9 protein-coding genes are annotated in these 11,883 nt (G+C 32.2%); all 9 read left to right on the forward strand.

Going from position 1 to position 11,883, the window contains the following annotated elements; translation table 11 throughout:
- Positions 1 to 30 precede the first annotated feature (30 nt).
- Positions 31 to 1,563 carry a glycine/sarcosine/betaine reductase complex component C subunit beta gene (grdC, locus tag EBB51_RS01145; protein ID WP_123052759.1) on the forward strand — a complete coding sequence of 511 codons (1,533 nt, stop codon included), beginning with the start codon at positions 31 to 33 and terminating at the stop codon, positions 1,561 to 1,563.
- 48 nt (positions 1,564 to 1,611) lie between these two features.
- A complete protein-coding gene (gene grdD / locus EBB51_RS01150) occupies positions 1,612 to 2,769 on the forward strand; it encodes a glycine/sarcosine/betaine reductase complex component C subunit alpha (protein WP_123052760.1) in 1,158 nt (385 codons plus the stop codon).
- Between the two features lie 236 nt (positions 2,770 to 3,005).
- Positions 3,006 to 4,370, forward strand: a complete 1,365-nt coding sequence (gene rpoN / locus EBB51_RS01155) for an RNA polymerase factor sigma-54 (RefSeq protein WP_190285344.1) — start codon at positions 3,006 to 3,008, stop codon at positions 4,368 to 4,370.
- 133 nt (positions 4,371 to 4,503) lie between these two features.
- Positions 4,504 to 5,532 (forward strand): sugar-binding domain-containing protein, encoded by a 1,029-nt coding sequence (locus EBB51_RS01160; protein WP_123052762.1) that lies wholly within the window; start codon positions 4,504 to 4,506, stop codon positions 5,530 to 5,532.
- 105 nt (positions 5,533 to 5,637) lie between these two features.
- Entirely contained in the window at positions 5,638 to 6,642 is a 1,005-nt protein-coding gene (gene gap / locus EBB51_RS01165; protein ID WP_123052763.1) for a type I glyceraldehyde-3-phosphate dehydrogenase, read from the forward strand.
- A gap of 149 nt (positions 6,643 to 6,791) precedes the next feature.
- Positions 6,792 to 7,991, forward strand: a complete 1,200-nt coding sequence (locus tag EBB51_RS01170; protein ID WP_123052764.1) for a phosphoglycerate kinase — start codon at positions 6,792 to 6,794, stop codon at positions 7,989 to 7,991.
- 62 nt (positions 7,992 to 8,053) lie between these two features.
- Positions 8,054 to 8,800 (forward strand): triose-phosphate isomerase, encoded by a 747-nt coding sequence (gene tpiA, locus EBB51_RS01175; RefSeq protein WP_123052765.1) that lies wholly within the window; start codon positions 8,054 to 8,056, stop codon positions 8,798 to 8,800.
- A gap of 145 nt (positions 8,801 to 8,945) precedes the next feature.
- Complete coding sequence (gpmI, locus tag EBB51_RS01180; protein ID WP_123052766.1) at positions 8,946 to 10,469, forward strand: 2,3-bisphosphoglycerate-independent phosphoglycerate mutase; 1,524 nt, start codon at positions 8,946 to 8,948, stop codon at positions 10,467 to 10,469.
- Between the two features lie 48 nt (positions 10,470 to 10,517).
- Complete coding sequence (eno, locus tag EBB51_RS01185; RefSeq protein WP_123052767.1) at positions 10,518 to 11,822, forward strand: phosphopyruvate hydratase; 1,305 nt, start codon at positions 10,518 to 10,520, stop codon at positions 11,820 to 11,822.
- The last annotated feature ends 61 nt before the right edge of the window (positions 11,823 to 11,883 follow it).

Genomic DNA, 11,883 nt, shown 5'->3' on the forward strand with positions numbered 1-11,883 from the left:
AAGTTTTTAAATGCGAATGGAGGTTTAAAAATGAGTTTCCCAGTTATAAAAAAAGCTTCTTATGTTTTGATAGATGTTCCGGACATGGTAATTAACAATGGCACTACTCAAACATTGGAGAGGAAGACAAATCCAGAATCAGATTATCTGAAGAAAATAAAAAGTCATTTAAGATCTTTTGACGATGTTGTAGCATATCCACCAAATCAAACGTACATAGGAAACTTAACTCCAGAGGAATTATCTCAAATAAAAAGACCATGGCACTTAAATAAAATTGAAGATGCAAAGAGGTTTGGAAAGTTTGGAGAGATAATGACTCAAGAGGAGTTCTATGGACTGTTAAAGATTTGTGATGTATTTGATTTAGTTATTCTTGAAAGTTCATTTACTGAACTTGTGAGAGAAAAGTTTAAGAAACATCCTATTTTAAATACAAAAGTTGATGAACTTAAAGATGGTGAAGATATAGAACATATAAAAAAGCTAGTAGATGACAATATAGCAGATGCAATTTATCAAAATGATAAGTTAGTAGGATGTGTGAGAAGGGCACATGAATTTGATACAAATTTATCTTCACATGTGATGCTTGAAAATTTGTCAGTTAAAGCATCAGGAGTTTTAGCTTTAATGCATCTTGTGGAAAATTCTAAAGTAGATGTAAATGATATAGATTACTTAATAGAATGTTCAGAAGAAGCTATAGGAGATATGAATCAGAGAGGTGGAGGAAATATTGCAAAGGCCTGCGGAGAAATAGCTGGTATAAAAGGTGCTACAGGGGTCGACATGAGAGGATTTTGTGCAGGCCCAACACATGCACTTATAACAGCTTCAGCACTTGTAAAGTCAGGAATTTACAAGAATGTTGTTGTATTTGCAGGTGGATGTACGGCTAAACTTGGAATGAATGGTAAGGATCATGTCAAGAAAAATATACCTATACTTGAAGATTGTCTTGGAGGATTTGCAATACTTGTTTCTCAAAATGATGGGATAAATCCTGTTATTAGAACTGATGTAATTGGCAGACATACTATAGCTGATGGAGCTGCACCACAAGCTGTAATAAAAGCATTGGTACTTGATCCACTTGCTAAAAATGGAATGAAAATTACGGATGTAAATAAGTTTGCACCAGAATTGCAGACACCAGATATAACTGAACCAGCAGGTGCAGGAGATGTACCAACTCAAAACTATAAAATGATAGGTGCTCTTGCTGTTAAAAGCGGTCAGCTTGATAGAAAACAACTGCCTGCTTTTGTAAAAGAACATGGTTATCCTGGATTTGCACCTACTCAAGGTCATATACCATCGGGTGTACCTATAGTTGGTCATGGAATAGAACACATATTAAATGGAAAACTTGATAATTTCATGATAATAGGAAAAGGAAGCTTATTCCTTGGAAGAATGACTAACTTATTTGATGGAGTATCAGTACTTGTTGAAAAGAATAAAGGATTAGAGGAAGAGCCTGCAGGAATTTCAAAGGATGAAATAAAGAAGTTAATAGCAGAAGAAATGAAAAAATTTGCAGAACAATTACTCAAGTAGTGATTATATATACCCAAAAGTTTACTTAATGGGGAGGTATAAAATAGTATGAATCAAGTAAAGAAAATGATAGCAGAATCATTTAACGAAATAGCAGATGGCATAAAGAGCGGAAGTTTTAAGGAAAGATTAAAGATAGGGCTTACACTTTATGGTTCAGAGCATGGGATAAATGAAATGATAAAGGCTGCAAAGCTTGCCAAAAGCAAATATGGAGATTTTGATATAGTGCTCATAGGTCCAAAAGTAGATTGTGGTTTTGAAAATGCAGAAGTAAATGATGCTAAAGACGGCCATGATAAAATGGTAGAACTTCTTGAAAAAGGAGAGATAGATGGATGTGTAACACAGCACTTTGATTTTCCAATAGGAGTTTCTACTGTAGGTAAGTTAATTGCTCCTGCAAATGGAAAGGAAGTTATAATTGCAACTACGACAGGAACTACTTCTACAAATAGAGTTGAGGGAATGATAAGAAATTCAATATCTGGAATTGCAGTTGCAAAATCAGCAGGAATAGTAAATCCAACAGTTGGAATCTTAAATATAGATGGTGCAAGAAAAGTTGAAAGAGCTTTAAGGGAATTACAAAGTAATGGATATGAAATAAAATTTGCAGAATCACTCAGAAAAGATGGTGGAGCAGTTATGAGGGGAAATGACATATTAGCTGGTACACCAGATGTTATGGTATGTGATTCCCTTACTGGAAACTTGCTTATAAAGATTTTTTCAGCTTATACGACAGGTGGTAACTATGAAGTTTTAGGATATGGATATGGACCTGGAATTGGAGAAGATTACGACAAACTTATAAATATAGTATCTCGTGCATCGGGAGCACCACTTATATGTGAAGCACTAAAATATTGTTCAGTATGTGCTGAAGGAAAAGTTTTAAAGCTTGCAGGGGATGAATTCAAAAAAGCCCAAAAAGCAGGACTTTGTGATATATTAAAAAATACAATTGAAAGGGAAAAACAAACTTCAAGTAATAAAGAAGAAGTTAAAGTTCCTCCAAAGACTGTTGTTACCTATGCAATACCTGGAATAGATATACTTGAACTAGATGATGCATGTAATGCATTATGGAAGCAAAATATATATTGTGAAAGCGGCATGGGATGTACAGGACCTGTAATTTTGGTAGCAGATGATAAATCTGAAAATGCAATAAAGGTTTTGGAAGGCGAAGGATATAAATAAAAATTTAATATCTAAATAATTTAATCTAAACAGCTGTAATATTTAAAACTTAAGGAGAATTGCAATAGTTTTAAATATTATAGCTGTTTTTAAATTACTTATTCCGGTGGCATATGGTAAAACATATCAAAAATAAACGTTATATGTAGTTTTATATATTTTATCATTTTTCATGATATAATAAATTAAAGGGATAATTTTAAGTTTTATTATGGAAATGAGGTGTCACTGTGAATTTGGATTTTAGTCTAAACTTAACACAGGAGCAGAAGTTAGTTATGACGCAGCAGATGCAGCTTTCGATAAAGCTGCTTCAAATGTCGAGTCTTGAACTGGAACAATATGTTCAAAAAGAAGTTCAGGAAAATCCTGTACTTGAAGCTAAAGACACATCTAATAATGTAAATTCAGAAGAAGACAGTATAGATTATAAAAAGTTAATTAAATATTTAGAATTTGATAACTATAGTCATCACAATTATGTAAAGGATGATCAAGAGGAAGTATCACCGTTTGCATTTATTTCAGAAAAAAAGTCCCTAAAAGAATACTTAAAAGAGCAAGTAAGAGATATAAGCGAAAGTGATTATATGAAATCAATTTGTTTCTATATGATTGAAAACATAGATAGCAGAGGCTATCTTGATATAAGTGATGAAGAAATTATAAGAGAAGTTAACATATCAAAAGAATCAGAAAGGCATGCTTTAAAGATTATTCAAAGTTTAGAACCATATGGAGTAGGAGCTAGAAATATTAAAGAGTGTTTGAAAATACAAGTTGAAAAAAAAGGAATAATGGACAGCAATATTTATAAAATAATAGATGAATATCTAGAGCTAATAGCTGAAAATAAATACAGTACCATAGCTAAAAAGCTTAAAATAGATGTAAAACAAGCACAAGAATATGGAGATATAATAAAATTGTTAGAACCAAAGCCTTCAAGAGGTTTTTATACAGGTGAAGAAACAAAGTATATAGTTCCAGATGCGTATATAAGGAAGATAGATGATAAGTATTATATAGTAATGAATGATGATTTACTGCCAAGGCTTAGCATAAATACTATGTATAAAGATATAATAAATCATGAAGATGACAAGGATGCAGTTGATTATGTGAAGGAAAAACTCAATGGTGCTGTATTTTTAATCAAGAGTATACAGCATAGAAAGAGTACTATATATAGAGTTATAGAGAAAATATTAGAACTTCAAAAAGAGTACTTTGATTATGGTGAACAGTACTTAAAGCCAATGACATTGAAGCAAATAGCAGAAATTTTAAATATGCATGAATCCACTATAAGTAGAGCAGTAAGAGATAAATATATATACACGAATATGGGTACTATAAAGATTAAAGACTTATTCACTACTGGCATATCATCACCTTTTAATGGAGAAGATGTTTCTGTAAATTTAATAAAGAAAACTATAAGAGAATTAGTTGATAATGAAGATAAGAAAAAGCCGTTATCCGATCAAAGTATATGTAATATATTAAATCGAAAAAACATGAATATTTCTAGAAGAACTGTAGCAAAATATAGAGAGGAATTAGGAATAAAGTCATCTAAGGGGAGAAAAAGATTTTAATTCTCCCTATTGTTCACAATTTGTTCATGACTTTCGGAAAAAATACTATTTAAAAAAATTATGATTTGATTTATAATATAGGTGGGACGAAAAAGTTATCAGCGGGACGCTTTGTGACCAAAGAGGTGTTTGAATGGAGCAATTATTGAAATTACAACAAAAAATAGTTCCCGAAATGCTAGAGTTATTGGAAAAGAGGTACAGCATACTGAGGACGATATATTATAATCAGCCTATAGGCAGAAGAGTGCTTGCCAATAATTTAGGTATAGGTGAGAGAATAGTCCGTACAGAGATAAACTTTTTCAAGAGTCAGAATTTTATCGAAATAAATACTCCAGGTATGACAATAACAAAAGAGGGAGAAAAGATCATTGATAACCTTAAAGATTTCATACATGAAATGAAGGGTTTATCAGATATAGAATACATAATAAAAGATTACTTAAAATTGAAAGGTATAATAGTTGTTCCAGGGAATTTAGATGAAGATAATACTGTTATGAATGAACTTGGAAGAACAGCTGCATCTTATTTGAAAAGTATTATAAAAGATAATAGTATAATTGCGTTAACTGGTGGATATACGGTTAAAGAAGTAGTTGATAATATGGCTAGAATTTCAGGACTTAAAAATGTTAAAGTAATTCCAGCAAGGGGCGGTATGGGTAAAGATGTACAGACCCAAGCAAATACTTTGGCAGCAAATTTAGCAGGTAAATTAGATGCAAATTATAAGTTACTTCACGTTCCAGATAACTTAAGTGATAAGGCGTTAAGTACTATTATACAAGAAAAGGATATTAAAGAAACTTTAAATATAATACATAACTCCAATATTCTGATTTATGGTATTGGTAGAGCAGATCAAATGGCTAGAAGAAGAGGATTAAGTGAAGATGATGTACAAAAAATCGAACAAGTAGGCGCAGTTGGAGAAGCTTTTGGTTACTATTTTGATAAGAATGGTAAAGTTGTTTATTCAACTCCAACCATAGGAGTTAAAAATGAAAACATAGATAAGATTGAATTTCTTGTAGCAGTTGCAGGTGGAAAGGAAAAAGCAGAAGCTATAATTTCCACTGAAATAAACAATACAAATAGTGTACTTATTACAGATGAAGGAGCAGCACGAGAAATTGTAAATATTATAAATAGCTAAAAATAATTATTAATATAAATGTTGTATTTTTGTTAGTTTTACCTTATTTTATATTGTTTAACTAAATAAAAAGCAAATTATTTAAATAACAGGAGGAATTTTTAAATGATTAAAGTTGGAATTAATGGTTTTGGAAGAATAGGAAGAAATGTATTTAAAGCATTGGTAAAACATTATGCTAATGAATTACAAGTAGTTGGTATAAATGACTTAACTGATGCAGAGACATTAGCTCACTTATTAAAGTATGACTCATTATATGGAAAATTTGATGGAACAGTTGAAGCTAAAGAAAACTCAATAGTTGTAAATGGAAATGAAATAAAGATTTTCTCAGAAAGAAACCCTAAAGATATAGATTGGAATGGCGTTGGAGCTGAAATAGTTATAGAATCTACTGGATTATTCAGGGATGAAAAAGCTAAAGCTCATCTTGGAGGAACAGTTAAAAAAGTTCTTATATCAGCACCAGCAAAAAATGAAGATATTACAATAGTTATGGGTGTTAACGAAGAAAAATATGATCCAGCAAAACACAATGTAATTTCAAATGCTTCTTGTACTACAAACTGCTTAGCACCATTTGCTAAGGTTCTTGACAGAGAATTTGGAATAGTAAAAGGATTAATGACAACAGTTCATTCATATACTGGGGACCAAAGATTACTTGATGCTCCACACAAAGATTTAAGAAGAGCTAGAGCAGCTTGTGAATCAATGATACCAACAACTACAGGAGCTGCAAAAGCAGTTGCACTTGTATTACCTCAATTAAAAGGAAAATTAAATGGATTTTCACTTAGAGTTCCTACTCCTACAGTATCATGTACAGATTTAGTTGCAGAACTTAAGAAAGATGTAACAGTTGAAGAAGTAAATGCAGCATTCAAAAAAGCAGCTGAAACTGATATGAAGGGAGTACTTGGTTACAGCGATGAACCATTAGTATCTATAGACTATAGAGGAGACGAAAGATCTTCAATAGTAGATGGAATGTCAACTATGGTTGTTGAAGGAAACATGGTTAAAGTTGTTTCATGGTATGATAATGAATTTGGATATTCAAATAGATTAGCAGACTTAACTAAGTATGTTGCTGATAGACTATAGTAGATAAATATTATAAGGTCTGGTTTTGTAGTTTTGGCTATAAGGCTGGACCTTTTTGACCTGAATATATATGTATTGCTTTTGCGAATAATAAAATATATGGTAAGATAAAGTTATTGATAAATTTTAATTAAAAGAGGTGTACTTAAATGGCAGTTTATAACAAAAAGACTATAGAGGATATAGTTGTAAAAGGAAAAAAAGTTTTGGTAAGATGCGATTTTAATGTACCACTAGTTGATGGTAAGATTACAGATGAAAACAGATTAGTTGGAGCACTTCCAACAATCAAATACCTAGTAGAACACAATGCTAAAGTTATACTTTGTTCACATCTTGGAAAGCCAAAGGGAGAACCAAAACTTGAATTATCTCTAGCTCCTGTTGCAAAAAGACTTTCTGAATTACTTGGAAAAGAAGTTTTATTTGCTGCTGATAAAAACGTAGTTGGTGAAAATGCTAAAAAAGCAGTTAGTGAAATGAAAGATGGAGATATAGTTCTTCTTGAAAATACAAGATATAGAAAAGAAGAAACTAAAAATGAAGAAAACTTCTCAAAGGAATTAGCATCACTTGCTGAAATATTTGTAAATGATGCTTTTGGAACAGCTCACAGGGCTCATTGTTCAACAGTAGGGGTTACTCAATTTGTACCAACAGCAGTATGTGGATATTTAATACAAAAAGAATTGAAGTTCTTAGGAAATGCTGTTGAAAAACCTCAAAGACCATTTGTAGCAATTTTAGGTGGAGCAAAGGTTTCAGATAAACTTGGTGTTATAAATAATCTTTTAGATAAAGTTGACACACTTATAATAGGTGGTGGAATGGGTTATACATTCTTAAAGGCACTTGGCAACGAAATAGGTCAGTCACTTCTAGAAGCTGATAAGATTGATTATGCAAAAGATATGATAAAGAAAGCAGAAGAAAAGGGAGTAAAATTACTATTACCTATAGATATAACTTATACTAAGGATTTTGGAAAAGATGAAACTCCTTTTATTTCAGAAGGAAGAAGTATTCCAGCTGATCATATGGGAATGGATATAGGACCTAAGACAGCAAAACTTTTTGCAGATGCAGTAAAAACTGCAAAGACAGTTGTATGGAATGGACCAATGGGAGTATTTGAATTCCCTAACTTTGCAAAAGGAACTCGTGCTGTAGCTGAAGCAATGGCAGAATCAAATGCTATAACAATTATAGGCGGAGGAGATAGTGCTTCTGCTGTTAATAACTTTGGACTCGGGGACAAAATGACACACATATCCACAGGCGGTGGAGCATCACTTGAATTTTTGGAAGGAAAAGTTCTTCCTGGTATAGCAGCATTAAATGACAAATAATTTAAGTGCCGCATAAATAAATTAGTCAAAAATAGTAGAATATGATCGGGGGATTTTAGATTATGAGAAAAGCAATAATAGCAGGAAACTGGAAGATGAATAATACTGTTGATGATGCAAAAAAATTAGTAGAAGAGTTAATACCTCTTGTAAAGGACGCAAAGTGTGATGTAGTTGTATGTCCAACTTTTGTATGCTTAGATGCTGTATTAAAAGCAGTTAAGGATACAAACATAAAAGTTGGTGCACAAAATATGTACTTTGAAGAAAAGGGTGCATTTACTGGAGAAGTATCACCATCTATGTTAGAAAAAATGGGTGTTAATTATGTAATAATAGGACACAGTGAAAGAAGACAGTATTTTAATGAAACAGATGAAACTGTAAATAAGAAAGTAAAGAAAGCATTTGAACACAATATTCTTCCTATAGTTTGCTGCGGCGAAACATTACAAGAAAGAGAATCAAATGTAACTAGTGAAGTTTTAGGAAAACAAATAAAATTAGACTTGGCAGGTCTTACAAATGATCAGGTTGAAAAATTAGTAGTTGCTTATGAACCAATTTGGGCTATAGGAACTGGTAAAACAGCAACAGATGATCAGGCAAATGAAACTATAGGATACATAAGAAGTGTTATAGCCTCAATGTATGGAAAAGAAACTGCAGAAAAAACTAGAATTCAATATGGTGGTTCTGTAAAGCCAGCTACAATAAAAGCTCAAATGGCAAAGCCAGAAATAGATGGAGCACTAGTTGGAGGAGCAAGTTTAAAATCAGCTGATTTTTCAGCAATAGTAAATTATTAAAAACTATAATGCAATTTTTTAAAAGAGCAAAGTATAGATACAAATGATAATTAAAGGTGATTTTCTTGCTAATTTAAGAAAATCATCTTTATTTGAAGTTTGATATTTGAGCTTTAAACCTTTTTTAAAAGTTTTGGAGGTAAATATGAGTAAAAAACCAGTGTTATTAATGATACTTGATGGATTTGGATTAACAGATAGAGAAGATGGAAATGCAGTAAAAGCAGCACATAAACCAAATATTGATAAGCTTTGGGAGAGTTATCCCCATACACAAATTGGAGCAAGTGGAGAAAGTGTTGGTCTTCCAGATGGACAAATGGGAAATTCAGAAGTTGGACACTTAAATATTGGTGCAGGAAGAGTAGTGTATCAATCATTAACTAGGATAACTAAGTCCATAAAAGATGGAGATTTCTTTAAAAATCCAGAATTAAATAAAGCTGTAGACAATGCAATTAAGAATAATTCGACATTACACTTATTAGGACTTTTATCACCTGGTGGTGTTCATTCCCACATTGATCATTTAAAAGGACTTTTAAAACTTGCAAAGCAAAAAGGAGTTCAAAAAGTTTATCTTCATGCTTTCTTAGACGGAAGAGATGTTCCGCCGGCATCTGCTAAACTTTACATAAAAGATATAGAAGATTTCATGAAAGAAATTGGAATAGGCAAAATAGCAACTGTATCTGGAAGATACTATGCTATGGATAGAGATAAACGTTGGGAAAGAATACAACTTGCATATAATGCTTTAGTTCTTGGAAAAGGTGAAACAGCAGATAGTGCAATAGACGCAGTAGATAAATCTTATAATGATAATAAAACAGATGAATTTGTACTTCCCACAGTAATAGTAAAAAATAAGGATGCATCTATAAAAAATAATGATTCAGTAATTTTCTTCAACTTTAGACCAGATAGAGCTAGAGAACTTACGAGAGCTATAAATGATGAAATTTTTGATGGATTCTCAAGAGAAAGACTAAATCTTACATTTGTAACAATGACAGAATATGATGTTACTATCAAAGGTGTAGATGTAGCATTTAAAAATGATACTTATGTAAATACATTAGGTGAATACATAAGTAGTGTTGGTAAAAAACAACTTAGAGTAGCAGAAACAGAAAAGTATGCTCATGTTACTTTCTTCTTTAATGGTGGAGTAGAAAAACCAAATCCTGGAGAAGATAGAGTACTTGTACCATCACCTAAAGTAGCAACTTATGATATGCAGCCTGAGATGAGTGCATATACAGTAACAGAAAAACTGCTTGAAAAATTAGATGAAGATAAATATGACTTAATAATATTAAATTTTGCAAATCCAGACATGGTAGGTCACACTGGTGTATTTGAAGCAGCTAAAAAAGCTATAGAAGCTGTTGATGTATGTGTAGGAAAGATTATGGATAAGATATTAGAGAAGGATGGAACAGCATTTATAACAGCAGATCACGGTAATGCAGAACAGATGATTGATTATTCCACAGGAAAACCTATGACAGCACATACAATAGACCCAGTTCCATTTGTATATGCAGCAAAGGATGCTAAACCTCTAAGAGATGGTGGAATATTGGCTGATATAGCTCCAACTATTCTTCAAGTAATGGGAGTAGAATCTCCAAAGGAAATGACAGGTAAGAGTCTTATAAAGTAAGTTCTAAAACCATCAAATTTTTAAGTTAATTAATAAAGAGGTGTTTTTATGAAAAATTATGTTGAAATTGTCGATGTTGCTGCTAGACAAATTCTTGATTCAAGATGTAATCCTACAGTTGAAGTAGAAGTTGTACTCGAAGATGGAACAGTAGGAAGAGCGGCAGTTCCGTCAGGAGCGTCCACTGGAGCATTTGAAGCTGTGGAATTAAGAGATGAGGACAAATCTAAATATCTCGGCAAGGGAGTTCTAAAAGCTGTAGATAATGTTAATAACATGATAGCTGAAGAATTAATTGGACTAAATGTATTTGATCAAGTTTATATTGATAAAACCATGATAGAATTAGACAATACACCAAATAAAGCAAAGCTTGGAGCTAATGCAATGCTTGGAGTTTCATTAGCATGTGCAAGGGCTGCAGCTGATTATCTAGGGTTGAGCTTATATCAGTATATAGGCGGAGTAAATGCAAAAGTTCTGCCAGTACCTATGATGAACATAATAAATGGAGGAAAACATGCGGATAATAATGTTGATCTTCAGGAATTTATGATTATGCCAGCAGGAGCACCAAGTTTTAGTGAAGCACTTAGAATGAGTGCTGAAGTTTACCATACACTTAAGTCTATTTTAAAATCAAAAGGATATGATACTGGTGTTGGAGATGAAGGCGGCTTTGCCCCAAATTTAAAATCTAATGAAGAGGCAATACAAGTAATAGTTGAAGCTATAGAAAAAGCAGGTTATGCACCAGGAAAAGAAATATTTATAGCCCTTGATCCAGCTTCATCTGAAATATATGAAGGTGGAAAGTATAATTTAAAGGGTGAAGGAAAAGTTTTGACTCCTGAACAAATGGTTGATTACTATGTATCTCTTGTAGATAAATATCCTATAATATCAATTGAAGATGGCATGGCAGAAGAAGATTGGGAAGGCTGGAAGGTAATGACTCAAAAGCTAGGTGATAGAATACAACTTGTAGGTGATGATTTGTTTGTAACTAATACAAATAGATTAAAGACTGGTATAGAAAAAGGAGTAGCTAATTCTATATTGATAAAGTTAAATCAAATAGGTACTTTAACTGAAACTCTAAATGCTATAGAAATGGCAGAAAGAGCAGGATATACAGCAGTTGTTTCACATAGATCAGGAGAAACAGAAGATACAACTATAGCAGATCTTGTTGTTGCAGTAAATGCAGGACAAATAAAGACAGGAGCTCCAGCAAGAACTGAGAGAGTTGCTAAGTACAATCAGCTTTTAAGAATAGAAGAAGAATTAGAAGAAGCAGCAGAATACAGAGGATTAAATGCATTTTACAATGTAAAAAACATAGCAAAATAAATCTCTTGCAGTATATTAACTTAAGATAGCAAAATTAGAGCTTTTCTTAAATAAAAGCTCT

It is taken from the genome of Clostridium sp. JN-1, assembly GCF_003718715.1.
Lineage (GTDB): Bacteria > Bacillota > Clostridia > Clostridiales > Clostridiaceae > Clostridium_AV.